Origin of the sequence: Salmonella sp. SSDFZ69 (genome assembly GCF_004010755.1) — a bacterium.
GTDB classification, from domain to species: Bacteria; Pseudomonadota; Gammaproteobacteria; order Enterobacterales; family Enterobacteriaceae; genus Salmonella; species Salmonella enterica.
In genome coordinates this window covers 3097627-3121794 of record NZ_CP034831.1, presented here as the reverse complement: position 1 = coordinate 3121794, position 24168 = coordinate 3097627, and the positions used below count along the sequence as shown (strand labels likewise).

The 24168-nt window shown below is 55.1% G+C and carries 21 protein-coding genes; 9 read left to right on the top strand and 12 right to left on the bottom strand.

Translation table 11 applies throughout. The features are described from left to right. The first annotated feature begins 126 nt into the window (after positions 1-126). Positions 127-669: a replication initiation negative regulator SeqA gene (seqA, locus tag EOS98_RS15635; RefSeq protein WP_000848395.1), complete on the top strand. Its 543-nt coding sequence runs from the start codon at positions 127-129 to the stop codon at positions 667-669. Between the two features lie 24 nt (positions 670-693). Continuing rightward, positions 694-2334, top strand: a complete 1641-nt coding sequence (pgm, locus tag EOS98_RS15630) for a phosphoglucomutase (alpha-D-glucose-1,6-bisphosphate-dependent) (RefSeq protein ID WP_000974385.1) — start codon at positions 694-696, stop codon at positions 2332-2334. Positions 2335-2448: 114 nt separating this feature from the next. On the opposite strand, the gene EOS98_RS15625 is transcribed toward pgm, so the two are convergent. From EOS98_RS15625 to kdpF, 10 genes are all read right to left on the bottom strand, one after another. Further along, a complete protein-coding gene (locus EOS98_RS15625; RefSeq protein ID WP_000070055.1) occupies positions 2449-2934 on the bottom strand; it encodes a pyridoxamine 5'-phosphate oxidase family protein in 486 nt (161 codons plus the stop codon). Positions 2935-2998: 64 nt separating this feature from the next. Further along, positions 2999-4318: a putrescine-ornithine antiporter gene (potE, locus tag EOS98_RS15620; RefSeq protein WP_000042658.1), complete on the bottom strand. Its 1320-nt coding sequence runs from the start codon at positions 4316-4318 to the stop codon at positions 2999-3001. Then, positions 4315-6513, bottom strand: coding sequence for an ornithine decarboxylase SpeF (gene speF, locus EOS98_RS15615; RefSeq protein WP_001292402.1), 2199 nt, complete (start codon positions 6511-6513; stop codon positions 4315-4317). The genes potE and speF overlap by 4 nt, the downstream gene beginning before the upstream one ends. Before the next feature lie 379 nt (positions 6514-6892). After that, the gene (gene speFL / locus EOS98_RS15610) at positions 6893-6997 is read right to left on the bottom strand and encodes a leader peptide SpeFL (RefSeq protein ID WP_015632840.1); all 105 of its coding nucleotides are present in this window, start codon (positions 6995-6997) and stop codon (positions 6893-6895) included. Positions 6998-7274: 277 nt separating this feature from the next. Continuing rightward, entirely contained in the window at positions 7275-7952 is a 678-nt protein-coding gene (kdpE, locus tag EOS98_RS15605; protein WP_000186053.1) for a two-component system response regulator KdpE, read from the bottom strand. Beyond that, positions 7949-10633: a two-component system sensor histidine kinase KdpD gene (gene kdpD, locus EOS98_RS15600; RefSeq protein WP_000997489.1), complete on the bottom strand. Its 2685-nt coding sequence runs from the start codon at positions 10631-10633 to the stop codon at positions 7949-7951. The genes kdpE and kdpD overlap by 4 nt, the downstream gene beginning before the upstream one ends. Next, on the bottom strand, positions 10630-11214 hold the full coding sequence (gene kdpC, locus EOS98_RS15595; protein WP_000579804.1) for a potassium-transporting ATPase subunit KdpC: 585 nt from the start codon (positions 11212-11214) through the stop codon (positions 10630-10632). The genes kdpD and kdpC overlap by 4 nt, the downstream gene beginning before the upstream one ends. Positions 11215-11222: 8 nt before the next feature. Continuing rightward, positions 11223-13271: a potassium-transporting ATPase subunit KdpB gene (kdpB, locus tag EOS98_RS15590; protein WP_126524191.1), complete on the bottom strand. Its 2049-nt coding sequence runs from the start codon at positions 13269-13271 to the stop codon at positions 11223-11225. A gap of 20 nt (positions 13272-13291) precedes the next feature. Then, positions 13292-14971, bottom strand: a complete 1680-nt coding sequence (kdpA, locus tag EOS98_RS15585; protein WP_126524190.1) for a potassium-transporting ATPase subunit KdpA — start codon at positions 14969-14971, stop codon at positions 13292-13294. Further along, positions 14971-15060: a K(+)-transporting ATPase subunit F gene (gene kdpF / locus EOS98_RS15580; RefSeq protein ID WP_126524189.1), complete on the bottom strand. Its 90-nt coding sequence runs from the start codon at positions 15058-15060 to the stop codon at positions 14971-14973. Before kdpF ends, kdpA begins: the two co-directional genes overlap by 1 nt. Before the next feature lie 336 nt (positions 15061-15396). Here kdpF and EOS98_RS15575 point away from each other — a divergent pair, with 336 nt between their 5' ends. After that, complete coding sequence (locus EOS98_RS15575) at positions 15397-15603, top strand: YbfA family protein (RefSeq protein ID WP_000401437.1); 207 nt, start codon at positions 15397-15399, stop codon at positions 15601-15603. A 110-nt stretch (positions 15604-15713) separates the two neighbouring features. Next, a complete protein-coding gene (gene phrB / locus EOS98_RS15570) occupies positions 15714-17135 on the top strand; it encodes a deoxyribodipyrimidine photo-lyase (protein ID WP_126524188.1) in 1422 nt (473 codons plus the stop codon). A 38-nt stretch (positions 17136-17173) separates the two neighbouring features. On the opposite strand, the gene EOS98_RS15565 is transcribed toward phrB, so the two are convergent. Continuing rightward, positions 17174-18655 (bottom strand): MFS transporter, encoded by a 1482-nt coding sequence (locus EOS98_RS15565; RefSeq protein WP_001041123.1) that lies wholly within the window; start codon positions 18653-18655, stop codon positions 17174-17176. 328 nt (positions 18656-18983) lie between these two features. Between EOS98_RS15565 and ybgI the strand changes: the two genes are divergently transcribed. The 5 genes from ybgI to nei all read left to right on the top strand — a co-directional run bounded on the left by ybgI (position 18984) and on the right by nei (position 22962). Further along, complete coding sequence (gene ybgI, locus EOS98_RS15555) at positions 18984-19727, top strand: radiation resistance protein YbgI (RefSeq protein ID WP_000798844.1); 744 nt, start codon at positions 18984-18986, stop codon at positions 19725-19727. A gap of 15 nt (positions 19728-19742) precedes the next feature. Next, positions 19743-20399, top strand: coding sequence for a 5-oxoprolinase subunit PxpB (gene pxpB, locus EOS98_RS15550; protein ID WP_001188371.1), 657 nt, complete (start codon positions 19743-19745; stop codon positions 20397-20399). Further along, positions 20393-21325, top strand: coding sequence for a 5-oxoprolinase subunit PxpC (pxpC, locus tag EOS98_RS15545; RefSeq protein ID WP_000932043.1), 933 nt, complete (start codon positions 20393-20395; stop codon positions 21323-21325). Before pxpB ends, pxpC begins: the two co-directional genes overlap by 7 nt. Then, complete coding sequence (pxpA, locus tag EOS98_RS15540) at positions 21315-22049, top strand: 5-oxoprolinase subunit PxpA (protein WP_001017922.1); 735 nt, start codon at positions 21315-21317, stop codon at positions 22047-22049. The genes pxpC and pxpA overlap by 11 nt, the downstream gene beginning before the upstream one ends. A gap of 121 nt (positions 22050-22170) precedes the next feature. Beyond that, entirely contained in the window at positions 22171-22962 is a 792-nt protein-coding gene (gene nei, locus EOS98_RS15535; RefSeq protein ID WP_001113971.1) for an endonuclease VIII, read from the top strand. A gap of 54 nt (positions 22963-23016) precedes the next feature. On the opposite strand, the gene EOS98_RS15530 is transcribed toward nei, so the two are convergent. Continuing rightward, the gene (locus tag EOS98_RS15530) at positions 23017-24063 is read right to left on the bottom strand and encodes an AbrB family transcriptional regulator (protein WP_023206683.1); all 1047 of its coding nucleotides are present in this window, start codon (positions 24061-24063) and stop codon (positions 23017-23019) included. Positions 24064-24168 lie beyond the last annotated feature (105 nt).

Here is a 24168-nt window from a genome sequence, read left to right as displayed (position 1 = left end):
TGGGCTGCAACCTCTAAGGTTTACTCCGAGTTTTTTTGTCAGCCGGGCTTAACGCTATCCGCTGTTGGGATTTGTTCCTATAATCCCAATGACTTGTATTCAGCAAAGACATCGCACTGGATTAAGATGAAAACGATTGAAGTTGATGATGAACTCTATAGCTATATTGCCAGCCACACCAAGCATATCGGCGAGAGCGCATCCGACATTTTACGGCGTATGTTGAAGTTTTCCGCCACGACACAGCCAACGGCTTCAGCGGTGAAGGGGACGCCTGCGGCGCAACCCGTTGCCGAAGCGAAACCGGTTAACCCGGTAAAAGACAAAGTTCGCGCGATGCGTGAGCTGTTGTTGTCTGACGAATATGCCGAGCAGAAAAAAGCGGTCAACCGCTTTATGCTGATTCTGACTACACTCTATTCACTGGATCACCACGCGTTTGCGGAGGCGACGGAGTCGTTGCATGGCCGCACGCGCGTCTATTTTGCGGCGGATGAACAAACGCTGCTGAAAAATGGGAATCAAACTAAACCTAAGCACGTTCCCGGCACGCCGTACTGGGTGATCACCAACACCAACACCGGCCGTAAATGCAGCATGATCGAACACATCATGCAGTCAATGCAATTCCCGGCGGAATTGATTGAAAAGGTTTGCGGAACAATTTAATCCTTGCATTAGAAGGACCAGGCAATGGCAATCCACAACCGCGCAGGACAACCCGCGCAACAGAGTGATTTGATTAACGTCGCCCAACTGACGGCGCAGTATTATGTACTGAAACCGGAGGCAGGGAATGCAGAACATGCCGTGAAATTTGGCACTTCCGGCCATCGCGGTAGCGCAGGTCGTCACAGTTTCAACGAACCGCATATTCTGGCGATCGCCCAGGCGATTGCTGAAGAGCGGGCGAAAAATGGCATTACCGGCCCCTGCTATGTGGGGAAAGACACCCATGCGCTCTCGGAACCGGCCTTCATTTCCGTGCTGGAAGTGCTGGCGGCAAACGGCGTAGACGTTATCGTGCAGGAAAATAATGGCTTCACGCCAACGCCTGCCGTGTCAAATGCTATCCTGGTCCATAACAAAAAAGGCGGCCCGCTGGCTGATGGTATTGTCATTACGCCGTCGCACAACCCGCCGGAAGATGGCGGTATTAAATATAATCCGCCCAATGGCGGCCCGGCGGATACCAACGTCACTAAAGTGGTAGAAGATCGCGCCAATGCGCTGCTGGCGGGCGGCCTGCAAGGCGTTAAGCGCATCTCTCTGGATGCGGCAATGGCCTCGGGCCACGTTAAAGCGGTAGATCTGGTACAGCCATTTGTCGAAGGGCTGGCGGATATCGTTGATATGGCGGCGATTCAGAAAGCCGGTCTGACGCTGGGTGTCGATCCGCTGGGCGGCTCCGGTATTGAATACTGGAAACGTATCGCTGAGCATTACAAACTTAACCTGACGTTAGTCAACGATCAGGTTGATCAAACCTTCCGCTTTATGCACCTTGATAAAGATGGCGCGATCCGTATGGATTGCTCCTCCGAATGCGCGATGGCGGGTTTGCTGGCGCTGCGTGACAAGTTTGACCTGGCCTTCGCCAACGACCCGGACTACGACCGTCATGGCATCGTGACGCCTGCAGGGCTGATGAACCCGAACCATTATCTGGCGGTCGCCATTAACTATCTGTTCCAGCATCGTCCGCTGTGGGGCAAAGACGTGGCTGTCGGTAAAACGCTGGTCTCTTCCGCGATGATTGACCGCGTGGTGAATGACTTGGGACGCAAGCTGGTGGAAGTGCCGGTAGGCTTCAAATGGTTTGTTGACGGTTTGTTCGACGGCAGCTTTGGTTTCGGCGGGGAAGAGAGCGCGGGCGCTTCGTTCCTGCGTTTCGACGGTACGCCGTGGTCTACCGATAAAGACGGTATCATCATGTGCCTGCTGGCGGCGGAAATCACCGCCGTTACCGGGAAAAACCCGCAAGAGCATTACAATGAACTGGCAGCGCGTTTTGGCGCGCCGAGCTATAACCGTCTGCAGGCGGCAGCGACCTCGGCCCAGAAAGCGGCATTGTCTAAACTGTCTCCGGAAATGGTGAGCGCCAGCACGCTGGCAGGTGACCCGATTACCGCGCGTCTTACCGCAGCGCCGGGTAATGGCGCATCGATTGGCGGCCTGAAGGTAATGACCGATAACGGCTGGTTCGCCGCGCGTCCATCCGGTACGGAAGATGCTTACAAGATCTATTGCGAAAGCTTCCTGGGGGAAGAGCATCGCAAGCAGATTGAGAAAGAAGCCGTTGAAATCGTTAGCGAAGTATTGAAAAACGCCTGATGGGCGATATGGAAGAAAAAGGAGCCTTACGGCTCCTTTTTTGTATTAACGGCGCTGCGCTTATCAGGCCTGTAAACCGCCTCCAGGCCGGATAAGGCGCTTGTGATATCTGACTTATTCGCTCTGAGTCGCCAGATGTCGGCGGCAGGTGAGGGCGTCGCATTCGATACGCACCACGCAAACCGCTTTCATCATATCTTCCCGATAATTGAAGGTTTTTCCCGGATCGGTCTGGCGCATAATGACGTCCAGGCCGTAGCGCATCTCCTCGCGTGTTTGCAATATCGATGCCAGTCCGGTGGCGAAAACGCTGGTGTAGGCGTAGCTATAATCACAGGGGTCATCGGCACGTAGTAATGCATGGTCGCCGTCCATTTCAATGCATACTGCCGGGTTCTTACGTAACAGACGCATCTTTTTCCCGGTGCGTGCGCCGTGAAAATAAAATATCCAGCGTCCGTTCTGATACTCGTAGCCAAAATTTACGGGGACAACATACGGACAGAGATTGTCGTTAAACCCTATCCGACACACTTCGTGTTTACTGAGAATAGCCAGTATTTCTGCTATATCAGTGACTTCCCGTTCTGGATTACTCATTTCTATTATCTTATTCAAAGAGTGAAAATGCCCGGACTACCGTTACCGCAGCCCGGGCGCGCCATCAGCCGTGTTTATTTTTCAATTCAAAACGCGGTGAGACCAGGCCGTATAACGTCCAGCCGAGGAAGGTCACAATTGAGCCGTACAGCATGGCTTCTTCACCGGAGGAATATAGCGCGTAGAAGCTATACATGGCGCCAACGAAGGCCACGAAGTTAGCGACTTTCGCTTTTGATGACGGCACATTCGCCATTTTCTGAATGATAACCAGCGCGGCCATCGACAGAATATACGGAATAATGTTCGTCACCACCGCCAGGTTAACCAGGACGTTAAACTGACTATTCAGCGACGGGCTAATGGTCATCAGCGACAGGCCAGTCTGAATAATCACAATAATCAGCATCCCCTGTACCGGCGCGTCGACTTTCGTTACACGAGAGAAGACTTTCGGGAAATAGCCTTCGTCAGCGGAGGATTTAAAGACCTGGGCGATAGTGAACTGCCAGCCCAGCAGCGAGCCGCAGCAGGACATTACCATCAGCGCCATGATCACTTTACCTACCGCAGGCGTGAACATCTGTGCAAACGCCAGACCAAACGGCGCCGTGGAGTTCGCCAGATCCATGTTCGGCACAATCCCGGCAATCACGTTAGTCGAAACGATATAGATGACCGCCGCGCCCAGCGTACCGCCCAGTACCGCAATGGGGACGTTCTTTTCCGGATTCTCGACCACGTCTGCGTTGGCGCAGGCGGATTCCAGTCCAAGAAATGCCCACAACGTCATGGCGATGGAAGAACCGACCGCGCTAAAGAACGGAACATGGTGCGGGTTCCATGACGCTACGTACATGCTGGGGCTAAACCAGAACCAGCCAATGATGCACAGGCCGACAACCGGAATGATGACGCCCCAAACGGTAACGCTACTGATCTGTCCGGTAATACGCGCGCCGCCAAAGTTTGCGATAGTACAAACCCACAATACGGCGATAGTCGCCAGGCCGATCTGGAGCGGCGTCAGCGCGGCGCCGAACAGTTCGGTGCCATAGCCGACAGCAGAGATGGCGATAGCCACGTTGGCGATCAGCAGCGAGACGCCGTAGGTATAGTTCGCCATAAAGTTGCCGGATTTACCGAAGGCATATTCGGCGTAACCGCCCATGCCGCCGGATTTACGGCTAAACATACCGCATTTCGCAAACGCCCAGGCCAGCGCCATCGAGCCGACGGCGGTGACCAGCCAGGAGATAATGGATATCGTGCCGACTTCAGACAGTTTGGTCGGTAGCATGATGATCCCGGAGCCCATCATGTTGACCATAGTCAGAATTGTGAGCTGCACGACACCCATTTTATTGGATTTAGGTTTACTCATAATTTTTCCTCCTTCAGCAGGGAGCGCTGCGCGTCACGAGGTTTAATGACGTAGCACCAGACCTGCTTACGGCCGTCGTGTTCTTCGATATAAACGCCCTGCAGTTCAGGCGCAAAGCCCGGCAGCAGGTTGATCCCTTCTTCCAGGGCGCTGAAGTAACGCAGGACAGAACCGCCCCAGATTTCACCCGGAACTACACACAGCACTCCCGGCGGGTAAGGCAGAGCGCCTTCAGCCGCGATACGACCTTCCGCTTCCGGCAGGCGAACCAGTTCGACCTCGCCGCGCAGATAGGCATAGTTGGCCTCTTGCGGATTCATACTGACTTTCGGGAAATGCGATTTACGGAACATCTCTTTTTGCAGTTGTTTCACGTTGTGCCGCGCATAGAGATCGTGCATCTCCTGGCAAAGCTGACGCAGGGTATAGCCGGCATAACGCGCTTCATGCTGTTTGTAGATGGACGGTAATACTTCCGCTAACGGCGCATCAGCTTCCAGCAGTTTTTCGAAACGAGCCAGCAGGGCGACAAGCTGTTGTAACTTCGCCATGTCTTCTGCCGGCGTCAGCAGGAACAGAATGGAGTTGAGGTCGCATTTTTCCGGCACAACGCCGTTCTCGCGCAGGAAGTTGGCGAGGATCGTGGCAGGAACGCCAAAGTCTTCATATTCGCCGCTCGCTGCATTAATGCCCGGTGTGGTGAGCAGCAGTTTGCAAGGGTCGACAAAGTACTGATGTTCGGCATAGCCTTCAAACGCATGCCAGTGTTCTCCCGGAACGAAGTGGAAGAAGCGCAGATCGCTGGCGATCTCTGATGTCGGGTATGACTGCCACGGCTTACCATCAATCAGTTCCGGTACGAACGGACGGATGTGATGACAGTTTTCGAGGATCAATTTACGGGCATCGATGCCGTTAACCACGCAATCCATCCACATATTGCGACCGCTGACGCCTTCGTGCATTTTGGCGTTAACGTCCAGCGCGGCGAACAGCGGATAGAACGGGCTGGTGGAGGCGTGCATCATAAAGGCGTTGTTCATGCGCTTATGCGGAACGTAGCGCGATTGCCCTTTGATATGGCTATCTTTTTTATGGATCTGCGAGGTCTGGGAGAAACCGGCTTGTTGTTTATGAACGGACTGCGTCACCAGAATACCCGGATCGTTTTCGTTCAGTTCCAGCAGCAGCGGCGAACAATCGGCCATCATCGGAATAAATTGTTCATAGCCGACCCAGGCGGAGTCAAACAGGATGTAGTCGCACAGATGACCAATTTTATCGACGACCTGACGGGCGTTATAAATGGTACCGTCGTAGGTGCCTAACTGGATGACGGCCAGACGGAATGGACGTGCTTCGCGGGCGCGCTGCGGCGCGACTTCGCTAATCAGCTCGCGCAGGTAATCTTCTTCGAAGCAGTGAGCGTCGATCCCGCCGATAAAACCATACGGGTTACGCGCGGTTTCCAGATAAACTGGCGTTGCGCCCGCCTGCAATAATGCGCCGTGGTGGTTAGATTTGTGGTTGTTACGGTCAAACAGTACCAGATCGCCCGGCGTTAACAGCGCGTTGAGTACGACTTTGTTAGAGGAGGAGGTCCCGTTCAGCACAAAGTAGGTCTTATCGGCGTTGAAGACTTTCGCCGCATGTTGCTGCGCAATGCAAGGCGCGCCTTCGTGAATCAGCAGATCGCCCATCGCCACGTCCGCGTTGCATAGGTCGGAGCGGAAGAGCGTTTCGCCAAAGTATTCCACGAACTGATTACCGGCAGGATGACGGCGGAAGAATTCGCCGCCCTGATGCCCCGGGCAGTCAAATGCGCTGTTGCCCTGGTTGACATAATCCACCAGCGCGCGGAAAAACGGCGGACGTAACTGCGTTTCGTAGTGGCTTGCTGCGGTTTCCAACTGGCGACCATAGAAGGCAGTACGGGATTCATTATATTCGAATACACCAGAGATACGCGGCAAATACTCAGGCGGTACGCGCCCTTCGTCATGAGTCGCGACAAACACGGGAATACCGTAACCCGTTGCGTCGATTTCATCGAGTTTTCCGTGTTCAATGTCGTCGATGGATAACACGATGGCAGCCACGTCGATGAAACGACTCTCATCAACATTTACAATATTACGGTGTGTAGAAAAACAATCCGGGCAATGACGGCTAACGGCAATTTTTAATTCTGACATTTTTCATCTCTTTATTTCAGGTAATAGCAGGCCCTCAATTTCTCGCATGAGAAACTGATTCTTCCGGAAAAAATCAAAGCTATCCCGCTGATAAAAAAATCAGTAAATTAGCTTTATTTTAGATGTAATAAATCCCAACCCGTCCGGTTGCAGGAAATTCAGGATTTAAGGAGTTGAGTACTACGATATACAGGCAGAAACCGCGATAACTAAAATTGCGCTGAGTCGGAATTTCTTCTGTCAAACCACATAGTTAGTTGGCTGGGCGTAAAGGAATTACCGTACTGTCGCTTTTAACAATTCGAGTTATTTAGGCAATAGACCTGAATGACATAAGGGTCGGAAAGACCTGTATGCTGAAGTACCCGTAGCAGAAAAACTACCGGGCATTAAAGAAATGAAAGTCGAAACTATTACGGTGGGCAAACATCATAATATGCGTTGTCCGCCTTATATGGGGCATAAAACGATTATTATTTTCCATTTTGAGGTCCTTTCATTGATTTATTGAAAGCATGGATATTTTATCCAGGAAGCGCCAGCAATCTGTGAACCAGATCAACAAAAAACGATCATTTGAAAAATAATTAGTCGGCGATTATGCATATCGTGCTGTGAAATAACGGATTGTTTCTTAAATGTTAATTATATGTTTTTTATATTCTCCATAAAATATAATATCGCCGCGAAAATAATTATTCGCGACGCCGAAAATAAATGACATAAAAATTAGAAGTTATTTAAAAATAATGAATAGCTATTCACGGCATAAAGCGATAGCCAATTCCGGTTTCGGTAATAAAATGGCGTGGGCGGGTGGGATCTTGTTCCAGTTTCTGGCGTAAATGTCCCATATAGATGCGCAAATAGTGGCTATGCTCCACGGCGTTAGGGCCCCAGACCTGGTTTAATAACTGCCGTTGGGTTAATACCTTGCCGGCATTATTGAGTAATACCGCCAGCAGGCGGAACTCAATCGGCGTCAGATGGATTTCTTCGTCGCCACGGTGGATCAACCGTGCGGCGAGATCGACCGTCACGCCGGAAAAGCGGACGATCGGATCGGCGCAAGGGCTGGCGGCGTGCCGTCGCAGCGCGACACGCAAACGCGCCTGCAACTCGCCAATGCCGAATGGCTTGCTCAGGTAATCATCAGCTCCGGCGTCAAGCGCGGCAATCTTATCGCTTTCTTCGCTGCGGGCGGAAAGGACAATCACCGGTATTGCGCTCCACTGACGCAGGTCGCGAATAAAATCGATTCCGTCGCCGTCCGGCAGGCCGAGATCGAGAATAATCAGATCGGGCTTTCGCGTGGCGGCTTCCAGTAAACCACGTTGTAATGTTTCAGCTTCATACACGCGCAGGCCGTCGCCTTCCAGCGCGGCGCGCAGAAAGCGGCGGATGGCCTGTTCATCTTCAACAATCAGAACGTTTGTCACATATCCTCATGAAAATCATCAAGTTCAGGTGGCTTTCCTTGCGGCAGCGTCACACGGAAACAGGCGCCGCCCTGCGGTCGATTATAGGCGGTAAGCGTGCCGCCGTGTACCTCTACGATAGCATGGCAAATCGCCAGCCCCAGCCCCACGCCGGGGACGGCGGACTCTTTGTTGCCGCGGGCGAACTTATCGAAAATCTTCTGTTCTTGCCCCGCAGGAATACCCGGCCCGTTATCCCAGACATCCAGTTGTAAACGATCGTCCTTAACCGCAGCATCAATGCCGATACTGGCCTGCGGCCCGGCGTACTTAACGGCGTTTTCCAGCAAGTTGATCAGGACACGCTCAAATAAGGGGCCATCGACATGGATAAGCGTTAACTGTTGCGGCAGCGACAATGTAATCGGATGCAATAAACCCGGCTCTAACATCTGTAACGCGCTACCGACGACCTCTTCCAGCGTCAGCCACTCTTTTTTAAGATTAAACCCGCCGGACTGAATACGCGCCATATCCAGCAAATTATTCACCAGCCGGGTGGTGTTGAGAATATGCTGGCGGATTTCACTGGCCTGACGCGCGTGGGGCGATCCTGCGCTGGCTAAATCCAGCGTCAAAATTTCCGCCTGGCCGAACAATACCGTCAGCGGCGTGCGTAAATCATGCGACAGCGCCGCCAGCAGAGCGTTGCGAATACTTTCGCGCTCGCTGGCGAGACGCGCCTGTTCTTCGCTGGCGGTCAGCGTCAGTCGTTCCAGCGCGTTGGCGACAAGCAGAGTGAATGTTTCCAGCAGGCGTTGCTGCTCCGGCACCATTAACTGACGCAAATTACCCGGTTCGACGATAGCCAGACCGTACGTTTTATCGGCGCTTTTCAGCGGCAGGATTTGATAAGGCACGCCAGGGAGGGTATCGGTGCCTGCGCCGGCAGGCTGGCCTTTATCAAAACTCCAGCGCGCAATTGCGTCGTCCCACGGCGTCATGCCTTGCTGGTGGGTGAGAGGCAGCAACTTACCGTTAGTATCAGGTAATAAAATTTGGCTGCGCGCCTGAAACGTCGAGGCGATAAACCGCTCGCTGGTCGCGGCGATATCATGTTCGCTACGCCCGACGGCCAGCGCTTTAGACATTTCATATAAATGGCGGGTACGCTGTTCCCGATAACGGGCGACGCGCGCCTGATAGCGCACCCCGGCAGTAAGATTGCCAATCACCAGACCAACCGTCAGCATCACGGCAAAGGTCAGCAAATACTGCACGTCCGAAACGGCGAGCGTACCGCGTGGCGCGATAAAAAAGAGATCGAAACTCGCCACGTTAATCACCGTCGCCACCACCGACGGCCAGCGTCCGTAAAGCAGCGCAATCACCACTACGCCCAGCAAATAGAGCATCACCAGATTGGCGGCGTCGAAGGTGACAAGCCACTGCATAGCGATAAGCGTGGTGATGGCGCAAAGCGCCACGGCGACCAGACAGCCCTGAATCTGCCCACGCCATTTCTCTTTAAAAGGTCGGTTATCAGGCGTTTGCGCCAATGCGCGGGCTGGCGGCTCTTCCAGCGCGACGATCACCTGATCGAGATCCGGCGCGCGCCTGGCAAGACGGTCGGCGAAAGCGTCACGTCGCCACCAGCGTCGCGACGCCGGGCGGCCCATGACGATTTTCCCCAGATTATGCTCGCGGGCATAGCGCACGACCGCTTTCTCTTCGGCGGGATCGGACAGGGTGGCGGTTTCCGCGCCAAGCTCCTGCGCCAGGCGCAGCGCGCTTAAAATAGCCCGCCGTTGTTTTTCCGGTAAGCGGTGTAACGTTGGCGTTTCGACATAGACGGCGTGCCAGACGCTGCCGAGCCGGGAGGCCAGACGCGCCGCGGTACGCACCAGTTTTTCGCTGCCGGTGTTATGCCCGATACACAGTAAAATCGCATCGCGGGTATGCCATACTTTTTCTTCGCCCGGATGCGCGCGCCAGGCGCGCATCTGATCGTCCACGCGATCGGCTGTCCGGCGTAGCGCCAGCTCGCGGAGGGCGATCAGATTGCCCTTGCGGAAAAAATGTTCAATAGCGCGTTCCGCCTGACCGGCGATATACACTTTACCTTCGTTGAGCCGTTGGCGCAGATCGTCGGGCGGCAGATCGACCAGTACGACTTCATCAGCGGCATCAAAAAAGGGATCGGGGACGGTTTCGCGCACCTGAATCCCCGTGACGCCGCTCACCACATCGTTCAGACTTTCCAGATGTTGTACGTTCACGGTGGTGAAAACGTCGATTCCCGCTTCCAGCAGCTCTTCAATATCCTGCCAGCGCTTAGGATGGCGTGAGCCAGGCGCGTTACTGTGCGCCAGCTCATCCATTAAAATCAGCGCCGGACGCCGGGCGAGGGCGGCATCCAGGTCAAATTCGCGGATTTGCCGCCCCCGGTGCGAGTGACGTTTTGGCGGCAGAATGGTCAGCCCGTCAAGTAGCGCGGCGGTCTCTTTACGGCCATGCGTCTCTACCACGCCGATCACCACATCCAGTCCCTGCGCTCGCAGCCGCTGCGCTTGCGCCAGCATCGCCCAGGTTTTTCCGACGCCTGCGCAGGCGCCGAAGAAAATTTTCAACTTCCCCCGGTGGGGCGGGGGCGTTTGTTCCAACAAGCGATCCGGATCAGGACGCAAGGGTTCGTCGTTCATTTCGCTCTGTGTCCCTGTAGCGCATCCAGCGCCAGATTAAGCTCAACAATATTCACCACCGGTTGCCCAAGAAAGCGCGCCAGCGGCCTGTGCGTATATTCTGCAACCAGTTGCGCGACCTGTTCAACGGGAAGCTGGCGAGCCGCCGCCACGCGGGGGATTTGCCATGCCGCGGCGCCGGGTGTCAGATTATTATCCAGCCCGCTTGCCGACGCCGTCGCCAGCTCAACCGGAACCGCGGAACTCGCCTGGGGGTTAGCGGCGCGTAGCGCGGCGACGCGGGCCTGTATTTGCGCATCCAGTTCGGGATTGCTGGCGGCCAGGTTGCTTCCGCCCGACGCCAGTGGATTATAAGGCGTATCGGCGGTGGCGGAGGGCCGGCCATGAAAATAACCCGCGGCGGTAAACGATTGTCCGATAAGCGCTGAGCCGCGTATCACATTGTCTTTATGAATCAGCGAGCCATTAGCCTGCCAGGGAAACCACCACTGCCCCAACGCCGTGGTCAGAAGCGGATACACGCCGCCGGTCAATAACAGCAGAAATAACATTGTCGAAAAAGCAGGACGTAAACCGATCATCATACACCTCATGCCAGACCCAGCAGGGTCAGCAGCACATCAATCACTTTGATGCCAATAAACGGCACCACCAGACCACCCAGACCATAGATCCATAAATTACGGCGCAGCATGGCCGATGCGGAAAGCGGCTTATAACTCACGCCTTTTAATGCCAGCGGGATCAGAAAAATAATAATCAGGGCGTTAAAGATCACCGCGCTCAGAATGGCGGAGTTCGGCGAATGCAGCCCCATCACGTTGAGCGCGTTTAGCTGCGGATAGGTAGCGGCAAACGCGGCGGGAATAATGGCGAAATATTTCGCTACATCATTCGCGATACTGAAGGTGGTGAGCGAGCCGCGCGTCATCAGCATCTGCTTACCGATATGCACCACTTCAATCAACTTGGTCGGGTTAGAGTCCAGATCCACCATATTACCGGCTTCTTTTGCCGCCTGGGTGCCGGAGTTCATCGCCACCGCGACGTCAGCCTGCGCCAGCGCCGGGGCATCGTTAGTGCCGTCGCCGGTCATGGCGACCAGCCGTCCTTCCGCCTGATATTGACGGATCAGCGCCAGCTTGGCTTCCGGCGTGGCTTCGGCAAGAAAATCGTCCACACCGGCTTCGGCGGCAATCGCTGCCGCCGTCAGGCGGTTATCGCCAGTGATCATCACCGTTTTAATGCCCATCTTTCGTAGCTGGGCGAAACGTTCTTTAATGCCGCCTTTAACGATATCCTTGAGGGCGATAACACCCAGTACGCGCGCGCCTTCCACGACCACCAGCGGCGTCGCGCCCAGACGCGCCACGTTCTCGACGTTTTGCTCGACATCGGCGGGAAAATGGCCGCCATTGCTCTCGACATGACGCCGAATCGCGTCCACCGAGCCTTTACGGATCATCCGGTTATCGATATTAATCCCGCTCATGCGGCTTTGCGCGGTAAACGGAACAAAGGTGGCATGAAGCGACTGCACATCGCGTTCACGCAGGTTAAAGCGCTGTTTGGCGAGGATCACAATGCTGCGGCCTTCCGGCGTTTCGTCGGCCAGCGAAGCGAGCTGCGCGGCGTCAGCCAGCGTGCGTTCGTCCACCCCTCGGGCGGGTATAAAATCGGACGCCTGGCGGTTGCCGAGCGTGATAGTGCCGGTTTTATCCAGCAGCAGCACGTCGACATCGCCCGCGGCTTCTACGGCGCGGCCGCTGGTGGCGATGACGTTCGCGCCCAACATTCGGCTCATTCCGGCTACGCCAATGGCGGAGAGTAGCCCGCCGATGGTGGTGGGGATCAGGCACACCAGCAACGCCACCAACACGGTGACGCTGACCGCGTTACCGCCCCAGGCGGAGAAGGGCCACAGGGTGGCGGTCGCCAGTAAAAAGACAATGGTCAGGGCGATGAGCAAAATCGTCAGGGCAATCTCGTTAGGCGTTTTCCGCCGCTGTGCGCCTTCCACCATCGCGATCATCCGGTCAAGAAAGGTTTCGCCAGGATTGACGCTACAGGCAATCACCAGCCAGTCGGAAAGAATTCGCGTGCCGCCGGTGACAGAGGCGAAATCGCCGCCGGACTCGCGGATCACGGGCGCGGATTCGCCGGTAATCGCACTTTCATCCACCGAGGCGCCGCCTTCGATGACCTCGCCGTCGCAGGGAATAATATCGCCCGCTTTGACCAGGACAATGTCGCCTTTCCGCAGTTCAGCGGCGGGCACGTTATCGGCCTGCGCATCATGGCGCGGGGCGCGCAGGCGGCGAGCGAACGCGGTCTTTTTCACTCCTTTCAGACTGTTTGCCTGGGCTTTGCTGCGGCCTTCCGCCAGCGCTTCGGCAAAATTGGCGAACAGTACGGTGAACCATAACCACAGGCTGATAATCCCTGTAAACAAGGCGCTTCCCGCTATTTGTCCTGTTACCATAACGAGCGTTAACAGAGTGGTTAGCACGCTGCCGGCCCAGACCACAAACATCACCGGGTTACGCCACTGGGCGCGTGGGCTTAATTTTTTTACGGCATCCGTTAGCGCCTGTACGAGTAAAACAGGTTCAAACAGCGCCAGTTGCTTGCGACTCATATCAATGTACTCCACATCGCTCAAGGTAAAGAGAAATGTTCCGCTACCGGGCCAAGCGCCAGGGCAGGAATAAACGTCAGCGCGCCGACCAGCAGTACCGTGCCGATGAGCAGTCCAATAAATAGCGCGCCGTGGGTCGCCAGCGTTCCCTGACTGGCCGGCTGTACTTTTTTACTGACCAGCGATCCGGCGATGGCCATGACAGGAATAATCACGCCGAAACGGCCGACGAACATGCAGAACGCCAACAAACAGTTCCAGAAAGGCGAGTTAGCGCTCAGACCCGCAAAGGCGCTACCGTTGTTGTTGGCGGCAGAGGAGACGGCATATAGCACTTCGCTAAAACCGTGCGGGCCAGGGTTCAGCATTGCGCTGCGTCCGGCATCCGTCATCATCGCCAGCGCCGAACCCAACAAGACCAGCATCGGCGTGACCAGAATCGCCAGCGCGGTCATTTTCATTTCGCGCACGTCGATTTTTTTCCCCAAGTACTCCGGCGTGCGACCGATCATCAGCCCCGCGATGAACACCGCCAGCAGGACAAACAGCAACATGCCATACAGGCCTGAACCGACGCCGCCAAAGACCACTTCGCCAATTTGCATCAGCCACATCGGCACCATACCGCCCAGAGCGGTAAACGAGTCGTGCATGGCATTTACCGCCCCGCAGGACGCCGCGGTCGTGACGACGGCAAACAGGCTGCTGGCCAGCACGCCAAAGCGTGTTTCTTTACCCTCCATGTTGACGCTACTGTCCGCGCCTGCCGCCAACAGATGTGGATTTCCCTGAACTTCCGCCCACATCACTACCGCTACGCAGACCACAAAAATGAATGACATTGCCCACAGTAGCGCGCGTCCCTGACGGCGATCGCCCGCCGCTTCGCCAAAGGCGAAACAGAGCGCGGCTGGAATCAAAAATATCGCCAGCATCTGCGCCAGATTAGTGAGCGCGGTGGGATTTTCGAACGGATGCGAAGAGTTGGCGTTAAAGAAACCGCCTCCGTTGGTGCCAAGCATTTTGATCGCCTCCTGCGAAGCAACCGGACCCATCGGCAAGAGTTGTTTAGCGCCTTCAAGAGTGGTGATGGGCTGATAAGCCGACAGGTTTTGCGGTACGCCTTGTTGGATAAAAAACAGCGCGATAATTAACGCGACAGGAAATAATATCCATAGCGTAATGCGTACCAGATCCTGCCAGGCATTACCCAGCGAGTGCACATTCTGGCGCGTAAAGGCGCGGATAAGCGCAAAAACCACCGCAATCCCGGTCGCCGCCGACAGGAAATTTTGCACCGTCAGCCCCGCCATCTGGCTAAAGTAGCTCAGCGTGCTTTCGCCGCTGTAAGCTTGCCAGTTGGTATTGGTGACGAAGCTGACGGCGGTATTCAACGCCAGATCCCAGGACAGCCCCGGTAGCCGCTGCGGATTTAAGGGCAGCCACTCCTGCCAGAATAGCAGGCAAAACAGGATGCCCAGTCCCAGCAGATTGAGCGTCAGTAGCGCCAGTAAATACTGACGCCAGTTCATTTCGTGGTCGGTAATGCCAAGAGTCCGCCAGAGGATACGCTCAATGCCAGCCACGCCCGGCAACGGAACGGCGGCGATGAGCCTTGCCAGGCCCGAACCCAACGGTTTCGCCAGTACTAATAAAATCAGTAAAAAACTGGCGATCAGTAAAAATCCTTGCGCGGCCATCAGAACGCCTCCGCATTAATCAGGGCATAGATCAGATAACCTAAAAGTAAGAAAACCAGCACGATGCCGGTTATCACGCCTGCACTCACAGAGCACCTCCAGTGGCATTGTTTTACTCCTGAGCAAGGTAATTTTTTGGCTGCAAAGATTTCGCAAAAATTGGCGGGCGGAGTGTAAAAAAAGTATAAAAATGGCAAAGACCATTATTTAACTAATGATTAGTATTAATTTAACCTTTTTGTAACTAATTTACGCTTTGAATGTAAATCTGCTGGAAAAGCGTGAAAATAAGTGGTCGGATGAGTAGTAAAATTACACCGAAAGCGGTACTATTTTAATCAGGTAACGAGGTTCAATTTTTCGGTGCTATTCACCGATTCAATCTATACCGGGGCGGGTAGCGTCGGTATAAAGGGGGGAAACGTATGGAACACTATAAAGACTATCCGGCGCATGTCATTTTTGTCCGTCGTGCTTTCGCGGTGATCGCAGGCGTGCTGGCGCTGCCGGTGATGCTCTTCTGGAAAGACCGCGCGCGTTTTTATAGTTATCTGCACCGTGTCTGGTCGAAAACCAGTGATAAACCGGTATGGATGGCGCAGGCTGAAAAAGCCACCTGCGACTTTTATTAATCGCGACCAGCCTGAAAAACCGTCAGCCGCCACGCTGGCGGTTTTTTTATGCGCCAGGGTCTACACTGTTTAACGCTATTCGCCGTGACGTTTCATCTTTCAGGAGTTGTATGCCCACCCATTTAGTCTGGTTCAGGCGCGATCTGCGTTTACAGGATAACCTTGCGCTGGCCGCCGCCTGCCGCGATACATCCGCGCGGGTGCTGGCGCTTTATATTTCCACCCCCGCGCAGTGGCAGGCCCATGATATGGCGCCGCGGCAGGCGGCATTCATCAGCGCGCAGCTCAATGCGCTACAGGCGGCCCTTGCAGAGAAAGGCATTCCGCTGCTGTTTCATGAAGTGGCGGATTTTAACGCCAGTATTGAAACGGTCAAAAACGTTTGCCGACAGCATGACGTCAGCCATCTGTTTTATAACTATCAGTATGAGTTTAACGAGCGTCAGCGTGATGCGGCGGTGGAAAAAACGCTGCCCTCTGTCATCTGCGAAGGCTTTGACGATAGCGTGATTCTGGCGCCCGGCGCGGTGATGACCGGCAATCATGAAATGTATAAAGTTTTTACGCCGTTTAAAAACGCCTGGTTGAAACGGCTAAAAGAGGATATTCCGCCATGCGTTCCGGCCCCGAAGATCCGGGTGAGCGGCGCGCTTTCTACACCCTTAACGCCAGTCTCGCTTAACTACCCGCAACAGGCGTTTGACGCCGCGCTTTTCCCGGTGGAAGAAAACGCGGTCATCGCGCAGCTACGTCAGTTTTGCGCGCAGGGCGCAGACGGGTATGAGTCACAGCGGGATTTCCCTGCGGTTGAAGGCACCAGTCGGCTTTCCGCCAGCCTGGCGACGGGCGGCCTGTCGCCGCGACAGTGCCTGCACCGATTACTGGCGGAGCAGCCGCAGGCGCTGGACGGCGGACCGGGAAGCGTCTGGTTGAATGAACTCATCTGGCGGGAATTTTACCGTCATTTAATGACCTGGTATCCGGCATTATGCAAACACCAGCCGTTTATCCGCTGGACAAAACGCGTCGCGTGGCAGGAGAACCCGCACTATTTTCAGGCATGGCAGAAAGGCGAAACCGGTTATCCCATTGTCGATGCGGCGATGCGCCAGCTTAACGCGACGGGCTGGATGCATAACCGTTTACGCATGATTACCGCCAGCTTTCTGGTAAAAGATCTGCTGATTGACTGGCGGTTGGGGGAGCGCTATTTCATGTCGCAGCTTATTGACGGCGATCTTGCCGCCAATAATGGCGGCTGGCAGTGGGCCGCTTCAACCGGTACTGATGCCGCGCCTTATTTTCGTATTTTTAATCCCACGACTCAGGGAGAGAGGTTCGATCGCGACGGCGAATTTATCCGCCAGTGGCTACCGGCATTACGCGATATCCCTGGAAAAGCGATTCACGAGCCGTGGCGGTGGGCGGAAAAAGCGGGAGTCATGCTTGATTATCCTCGGCCTATTGTGGAGCACAAACAGGCGAGAATCGCGACGCTTTCCGCCTATGAGGCGGCGAGAAAAGGGGCGTGATACAGGCCCGATAGCGCAAACTACCGGGCCTTCTGCTATCAGGATTCGACGGCCAGCGCGCGGCTTTTGAATTTGAAGGACTGATACAGCCAAATCAGCAGGACAACCCCTACGCAGGCTAACGCGCCCCAGGTGATCTGTTCAAAAACATCCACATAGGCGTTGATGGCGTAATTAACCGCGCCGCTGGCGTCGAAGGCGCTTTGCGAGGTCTGGTCAGCGATGACGCCTGCCAGATAGTTAGCTATCGCGCCGGACAGCAGCATATAAATTCCGGTTAATACGCCGGTGACGCCGGGGATATCAATGCGCGTAATTTGCGACATGGCGACCGGGTCGATAAACAGCTCGGCAAAGCCCATCACCGCCAGTCCCAGCACCATTAGCGGCATTGAAGAGTGTCCGTAAGCGGCGGACCAGCGTGCGCTCAGGGTCAAAATACAGAATCCGGCGCTCATCAGACCGAGACCCAGCGCGAATTTGCCCCAGATACGCACGGTGCGATTACCGCTTACGCTCTCTTTAACCAGCCAGGCCAGGACGACCCCACACAGCATCACGGCAAAGGCGTTCACCGACTGGAACATGGCGGTAGGAACGGAATAGCCCAGAATATCGCGGTTCACAAAGCGGTCGATATACAGGCTGATAGAACTGCCGCCCTGCTGGGCAAACGCCCAGAACAGCATACTGAACAGGGTCAGGGTGACAATCAGCCCCAGTTCTTTGCGCTGTTTGGCCGTTTGCGCCTGGCGATAAATTTTTGCCAGCACGACCAGGCCGATCGCGGTCGCCACGATTAAGGCATAGACAGACCATTCTTTCCAGAACAGAACGGTAATCAGCAACGGCGCCGCTACCAGCAGAATTAACAGCCAGCCCCAGTTCGGCAGCAGGTAGTTTCTGGCGCACAACACGGCTTTATTCACGCCGGTGGTGTGGGTGAAATGACGATTTCCACACAGGAAGATCACCAGCCCCGCCAGCATACCAATGGCGGCGAGCGCAAAGCCCATCGCCCAACTGTACTCCTCTTGCACATAGCCGCAGGCGATAGGCGCCACGATCGAACCAATATTGCCCGCTGCGTAAAGCAGCGAGAACCCGCCGTCGCGGCGCGGATCTTCCGGCTGGTACAGTTCGCCCAGCAGGCAGCTAATATTCGATTTAAACAGGCCGTAGCCGCAGACAATGATCGCCAGCGACAGATAAAGGAATGTCGGCGCGATCTCACTGGCGCCCAGCACTAAATGACCTATAGCCATTAAAAATGCGCCCAGCATGACTGCCATTCGGTTGCCAAGTACCTTATCCGCCAGATAGCCGCCAAGAATAGGCGTTACGTAGACCAGCGAACAATAAGCGCTGAATAACTCATAGGCGTGGTTATCGTCGTATTTTAGCTGATTGGTGAGATAAAGAATCAGTAGGGCGCGCATACCATAAAAGCTGAAGTACTCCCAAATTTGCAGGGCGACAACGTAGTAAATAGCGCGGGGTTGAGATGCTTGTTTATTCATCGTATTTCCGGGATAGAGACGCTGCGGCAAGAAAGCGGCATTCTCAGATAATGCCTTTCTTTGTGGGCTTATTAAGCCTGCCGTATCGCCGTGTTTCCTTAAAGTTACCAACATGATACAGAACTGATTTTTTCTGCAATATGCGTTCTGATTGCATAAATATACATGAAACCGATCGTGTTTTGCTAAGTAATTTGCGCCAAACCCGGGGGTGATTGTTTCTTGATGTGTCAAACAAATGTTTATCGACGAACGGCCAGCGGGAGGCTATGTTAACGGAGACTGAACCCGTAACGGGAAAGTAGAACGTGGGTTAAAGGGAGCGATGATGAAAAACACCGAGCTGGAACAACTGATTAACGACAAGCTGAACAGTGCGGCAATAAGCGATTATGCGCCGAATGGTTTACAGGTCGAAGGAAAAGAGACGGTACAGAAAATCGTTACCGGCGTGACCGCAAGTCAGGCGCTGCTCGATGAGGCGGTGCGTTTGCAGGCCGATGCGGTCATTGTTCATCATGGTTACTTCTGGAAAGGCGAGTCTCCGGTTATTCGCGGCATGAAACGCCGTCGCTTAAAAACGTTACTGGCAAATGATATTAACCTTTACGGTTGGCATCTGCCGCTGGATGCGCACCCTGAGCTGGGCAACAATGCGCAGTTGGCGGCGCTATTGGGCATTACCGTGAAAGGAGAAATTGAGCCGCTGGTGCCGTGGGGAGAGCTCTCAATGCCGGTGCCAGGGCTGGAACTGGCCTCATGGATTGAAGCGCGTCTGGGGCGTAAACCGCTATGGTGCGGCGATACCGGGCCAGAGAATGTGCAGCGTGTCGCCTGGTGTACCGGCGGCGGGCAAAGTTTTATTGATAGCGCCGCCCGCTTCGGCGTGGATGCTTTCATTACCGGCGAGGTGTCTGAACAGACCATTCATTCCGCGCGCGAACAGGGGCTGCATTTTTATGCCGCCGGGCACCATGCCACTGAACGCGGCGGTATTCGCGCCCTGAGCGAATGGTTGAACGAAAACACGGCGTTGGATGTGACGTTTATTGATATCCCTAACCCGGCATAACTGAGAGGTAATAAAGTGCAGCGAGCGCGTTGTTATCTGTTAGGCGAAACGGCGGTCGTCCTGGAACTTGAACCGCCGATTACGCTGGCGAGCCAGAAACGCATCTGGCGTCTGACGCAGCGTCTGGTCGATATGCCGAACGTGGTGGAAGCTATTCCCGGGATGAACAATATCACCGTGATCTTGCGGGAACCGCAAACCCTGGCGCTGGATGCGATTGAGCGTCTGCAGCGCTGGTGGGAAGAGAGCGAGGCGCTGGAGCCGGACTCGCGTTCGGTTGAGATCCCGGTGATCTATGGCGGCGCAGGCGGGCCGGATCTGGCGGCGGTGGCACGGCACAGCGGTTTGAGTGAAAAGCAGGTCGTGGAGCTACATGCCTCCGTTGAGTATGTCGTCTGGTTTTTAGGCTTTCAGCCTGGCTTTCCCTATCTTGGGAATTTACCAGAACCGCTCCATATGCCCAGACGTGCGGAGCCGCGCCTGCAGGTTCCGGCCGGTTCTGTCGGCATCGGCGGCGCGCAGACGGGTATTTATCCATTATCCACGCCGGGCGGCTGGCAGCTGATCGGCCTCACGCCGTTGAAGTTATTCGATCCGATGCGGGAGCCTCCGGTTCTGCTACGCCCTGGCGATAGCGTACGCTTTGTGCCGCAAAAGGAGGGAATATGCTGAATATTATTCGCGCGGGGATTTATACCTCCGTGCAGGATAGCGGGCGTCACGGCTTTCGTCAGTCGGGGCTGAGTCACTGCGGTGCGCTGGATAAACCCGCCTTTCAGACCGCTAATCTCCTGGTCGGGAACGATGCGAATGCCCCGGCGCTGGAAATTACTCTCGGTCAACTGGTTGTCGAATTTGAAAATGAGACCTGGTTCGCTCTTACCGGCGCAGGCTGCGAGGCGCAGTTGGATGATCAACCGGTCTGGACAGGCTGGCGATTGCCGGTAAAAGCGGGTCAACGTCTTACGCTGCATCGACCGCTTCACGGGATGCGTAGCTATCTGGCGGTGGCTGGCGGTATTGCTGTGCCGGAGGTGATGGGATCGTGTAGTACCGATCTGAAGTCCGGTATCGGTGGGCTGGAAGGACGGCTGCTAAAAGATGGCGATCGGTTGGCGACGGGTAAACCATCGCGACAGTTTAGCGGGCCGCAGGGCGTGAAGCAGTTACTGTGGGGGAATCGCATCCGTGCGCTGCCGGGGCCGGAATACCGTGAATTCGATCGCGCCTCGCAAGAAGCGTTCTGGCGTTCGCCATGGCAGCTCAGTCCGCAAAGTAATCGCATGGGCTATCGTTTGCAGGGACAATCGTTAACGCGGACAACGGATCGCGAACTGCTGTCGCACGGTTTGCTGCCCGGTGTCGTGCAGGTGCCTTACAACGGCCAACCTATTGTGCTAATGAATGATGCCCAGACAACTGGCGGCTATCCGCGCATTGCCTGCATCATCGAGGCAGATATGTACCATCTGGCGCAGATCCCGCTAGGACAACCGATCCATTTTGTGCAATGTTCGCTGGAAGAGGCGCTCAACGCGCGCCATGAGCGTCAGCGCTATCTGGAACAGCTTACCTGGCGGCTTCAGCATGAACATTGATTTAAATGCGGATGTGGGCGAAGGTTGCGCCAGCGACAGCGAATTATTAACGCTGGTCTCCTCCGCCAATATCGCCTGTGGTTTTCACGCCGGAGATGCGCAAACCATGCTGACCTGCGTGCGCGAGGCGCTGAAAAACGGCGTGGCGATCGGCGCGCATCCCAGCTTTCCGGATCGGGATAATTTTGGGCGGACGGCGATGGTTTTGCCGCCGGAAACGGTATACGCCCAGACGCTGTACCAAATCGGCGCGCTGGGGGCGATTGTCCAGGCGCAAGGCGGCGTGATGCGCCATGTCAAACCGCACGGTATGCTCTATAACCAGGCGGCGAAAGATCCTCATCTGGCACAGGCGATTGCGAAAGCGGTACACGACTATGATCCGTCACTGATACTGGTTGGACTGGCGGGAAGTGAGCTGATCCGGGCCGGTGAGCGCCATCGCCTGGTGACGCGGCAGGAGGTGTTTGCCGATCGCGGATATCAGGCCGACGGTAGCCTGGTGCCGCGCATGCAACCTGGCGCGCTGATTCACGACGAAGAGCAGGCGCTGGCGCAAACGCTGGATATGGTACAAGCCGGGAGAGTGAAAAGCGTTACTGGCGTGTGGACGACTGTCACGGCGCAAACGGTGTGCATTCATGGCGACGGCGAGTATGCGCTTGCATTCGCTCGCAGGTTACGCGCCGCGTTCAATGCGCGTAATATACACGTTATTGCCTGAGAGCCCGACGATTGAAGCTATTATATTACGGCTGTGGATGTTCATTATGGCGTTCGATGTGCATTCCAGACAGTCAGAGGCGGTCTAGTCCATTAATCAACTGTTAACAAAGGATATTATCATGCCTGAAGGCCCGGAAATTCGTCGTGCGGCGGATAATCTGGAGGCGGCAATCAAAGGCAAACCCTTAACCGATGTCTGGTTTGCCTTTGCACAGTTAAAACCGTATGAATCGCAGCTTACCGGTCAACTTGTTACCCGGATAGAGACGCGGGGAAAAGCGTTATTGACCCACTTTTCAAATGGCCTGACGCTCTACAGCCACAACCAACTCTATGGCGTATGGCGGGTGATCGACACCGGTGAAATACCGCAGACCACGCGTATATTGCGCGTCAGGCTACAAACGGCGGATAAAACTATTCTGCTTTATAGCGCGTCTGATATCGAAATGCTGACAGCAGAGCAGCTCACGACGCACCCCTTTTTACAGCGAGTCGGTCCGGATGTGCTGGACGCGCGTCTCACTCCGGAAGAGGTTAAAGCTCGATTGCTGTCGCCGCGTTTTCGCAACCGACAATTTTCCGGGCTGTTGCTGGATCAGTCCTTTCTGGCGGGACTGGGGAATTATCTGCGCGTTGAAATCCTCTGGCAGGTAGGATTAACCGGACAGCATAAAGCGAAAGATCTCAACGAGGCGCAACTGAATGCGCTTTCTCACGCGCTGTTGGATATTCCGCGCCTGTCCTACACGACTCGCGGTCAGGCGGATGAGAACAAGCATCATGGCGCACTGTTTCGCTTTAAGGTTTTCCACCGTGACGGCGAAGCGTGCGAGCGGTGTGGCGGCATTATTGAAAAGACAACACTGTCCTCACGCCCGTTTTACTGGTGCCCGCATTGCCAGAAATAGCCGGAACCGCCATCGGCGAGCGGCTATTGCCTGATGGCGCGACGCTTATCAGCCCTACAAAGGTTGTTTGGGCGCATAGGTTGATATAAAACGGGCCACTGCTGGCCCAGTTAACAGAATGCTGAACAGCCGTAGGGTTTGCATTGCCATGATGAGCGCCATATCGGCACTGCTTCCTGCCGCGATCGCGGCAACCGTATCCAGACCACCGGGACTGGTGGCGAGATAAGCCGTCATAAAATCAATCTGCATGTAGTAAGCCATTCCCCACGCCATCGCGGCGCAAATCGCCATCAGCGCGAAAATTGACAATAAGATTTGCGGCAATGGCCGCAGCGCCATAAAAAACACCTGTCTGTCAAAACCCAGCCCAATACGCCAGCCTATCGCCATATACGCCACGGCCAGCAGCCATTCGGGTAATTCAATCTCAATGATGCCTTGCGAATGGAGAAGCGCGCCTGCCAACATGGGGAGCAGCATCGTGCCGGAAGGGATACGCATCAGGCGACCGGCAATGCCCGCCACGATCGCTAATAACAGCGTCGTCAATAAATTACCGCTAAGCGGCGGAAACCAGATCACCTGTTGGCTGACCGCTGCCGCGCTGTCGCCGAGTATCAGGCGTGTCACCAGCACCGCCGCGCCAGCCACAAACAGTACCCGTAGATACTGCATAAACGCCACCAGGCGGATATCCGCCCCGTAATCTTGCGCCATCGCTACCATTGCCGCCGCGCCGCCCGGCGAAGACCCCCATGCGCCGGTGTTGCCGGGCAGCGAGCTGTAACGTACCAGCAGCCAGCCGACTACCGCGCTGGAAAGCAGCGTCACCAGCAACACTAAAAGCACGACCGGCCAGTAGAGGGCGAGGGTGGTCAATATCGAACCGGTTAGATTTTGGGCGATCATACAGCCGAGAATTGCCTGCGCGGCGAGAAAAATACCGCGCGGAAGTTGTAGCGTACTACCTCGCAAACTCAACACGATACCCGCAATCATTGGACCGAGCAGCATTGCCGCCGGAAGGTGCAGATAGAGAAAAATAAGGGAAATGAGCAGCGATAACAGGAACAACAAAAACCACTGCAGAATCGGCATTCCATGCTCCCTGAATGATATTTAGCGAAACCTTAATTAATCATAGAGAGTAACGGGGTAAGAATAAAATAATGAGGATAAGAAAAAAGGGAAAATGTACCGGAT

Excerpts from the sequence above, each read along its gene's own strand:
- seqA (WP_000848395.1), top strand. The coding sequence starts at position 127 with ATGAAAACGATTGAAGTTGATGATGAACTCTATAGCTATATTGCCAGC.
- pgm (WP_000974385.1), top strand. The coding sequence starts at position 694 with ATGGCAATCCACAACCGCGCAGGACAACCCGCGCAACAGAGTGATTTG.
- EOS98_RS15625 (WP_000070055.1), bottom strand. The coding sequence starts at position 2,934 with ATGAGTAATCCAGAACGGGAAGTCACTGATATAGCAGAAATACTGGCT.
- potE (WP_000042658.1), bottom strand. The coding sequence starts at position 4,318 with ATGAGTAAACCTAAATCCAATAAAATGGGTGTCGTGCAGCTCACAATT.
- speF (WP_001292402.1), bottom strand. The coding sequence starts at position 6,513 with ATGTCAGAATTAAAAATTGCCGTTAGCCGTCATTGCCCGGATTGTTTT.
- speFL (WP_015632840.1), bottom strand. The coding sequence starts at position 6,997 with ATGGAAAATAATAATCGTTTTATGCCCCATATAAGGCGGACAACGCAT.
- kdpD (WP_000997489.1), bottom strand. The coding sequence starts at position 10,633 with ATGAACGACGAACCCTTGCGTCCTGATCCGGATCGCTTGTTGGAACAA.
- kdpC (WP_000579804.1), bottom strand. The coding sequence starts at position 11,214 with ATGATCGGTTTACGTCCTGCTTTTTCGACAATGTTATTTCTGCTGTTA.
- kdpB (WP_126524191.1), bottom strand. The coding sequence starts at position 13,271 with ATGAGTCGCAAGCAACTGGCGCTGTTTGAACCTGTTTTACTCGTACAG.
- kdpA (WP_126524190.1), bottom strand. The coding sequence starts at position 14,971 with ATGGCCGCGCAAGGATTTTTACTGATCGCCAGTTTTTTACTGATTTTA.
- EOS98_RS15575 (WP_000401437.1), top strand. The coding sequence starts at position 15,397 with ATGGAACACTATAAAGACTATCCGGCGCATGTCATTTTTGTCCGTCGT.
- phrB (WP_126524188.1), top strand. The coding sequence starts at position 15,714 with ATGCCCACCCATTTAGTCTGGTTCAGGCGCGATCTGCGTTTACAGGAT.
- EOS98_RS15565 (WP_001041123.1), bottom strand. The coding sequence starts at position 18,655 with ATGAATAAACAAGCATCTCAACCCCGCGCTATTTACTACGTTGTCGCC.
- ybgI (WP_000798844.1), top strand. The coding sequence starts at position 18,984 with ATGAAAAACACCGAGCTGGAACAACTGATTAACGACAAGCTGAACAGT.
- pxpC (WP_000932043.1), top strand. The coding sequence starts at position 20,393 with ATGCTGAATATTATTCGCGCGGGGATTTATACCTCCGTGCAGGATAGC.
- pxpA (WP_001017922.1), top strand. The coding sequence starts at position 21,315 with ATGAACATTGATTTAAATGCGGATGTGGGCGAAGGTTGCGCCAGCGAC.
- nei (WP_001113971.1), top strand. The coding sequence starts at position 22,171 with ATGCCTGAAGGCCCGGAAATTCGTCGTGCGGCGGATAATCTGGAGGCG.
- EOS98_RS15530 (WP_023206683.1), bottom strand. The coding sequence starts at position 24,063 with ATGCCGATTCTGCAGTGGTTTTTGTTGTTCCTGTTATCGCTGCTCATT.